This window comes from Pseudarthrobacter sp. AL07, assembly GCF_029960665.1.
Lineage (GTDB): Bacteria > Actinomycetota > Actinomycetes > Actinomycetales > Micrococcaceae > Arthrobacter.
This window is the reverse complement of sequence record NZ_JASBRB010000097.1, coordinates 1-435: the sequence shown is the minus strand read 5'-3', so window position 1 is coordinate 435 and position 435 is coordinate 1. Positions and strand designations below refer to the sequence as shown.

General features: G+C 67.1%; 2 pseudogenes. Both read left to right on the top strand.

The window, feature by feature from the left end:
- Positions 1–141: pseudogene (locus tag QK290_RS18575) on the top strand (pyruvate dehydrogenase (acetyl-transferring) E1 component subunit alpha); the annotation flags it as partial.
- Positions 138–435 (top strand): annotated as a pseudogene (locus QK290_RS18570) (alpha-ketoacid dehydrogenase subunit beta); the annotation flags it as partial. The pseudogenes QK290_RS18575 and QK290_RS18570, both read left to right, overlap by 4 nt.

Here is a 435-nt window from a genome sequence, read left to right as displayed (position 1 = left end):
CTGGGCGAGGACGTCCCGGTGGACCCCCAGGAACTCTTCCGGCACGTGTTCTCGGCGCCAACACCACAGCTGAAAGAACAGTCGGCCATGCTGGCCGACGAACTTGCCCGCGAAGCGTCGTCTGAGGAGTCGCCGAAATGAGTCCGACCATCACCACATCGTCCGAGGCCAACGGCAACGTCAGCGCGGCAACTGCCCGGGCGGCAGCGTCCGCCGCGGCGACTGTTGAGGCCAGCGGACCGCAGGCCGTCACCATGGCCAAGGCACTCAATACGGCTTTGGCGGATGCGATGCACGCCGATCCGTCCGTCCTGGTCTTCGGCGAGGACGTGGGCCTCCTCGGCGGGGTCTTCCGCATCACGGACGGCCTCACCAAGACCTTCGGGGAGCAGCGCTGCTTCGATACCCCGCTGGCCGAGTCCGGCATTGTGGGCA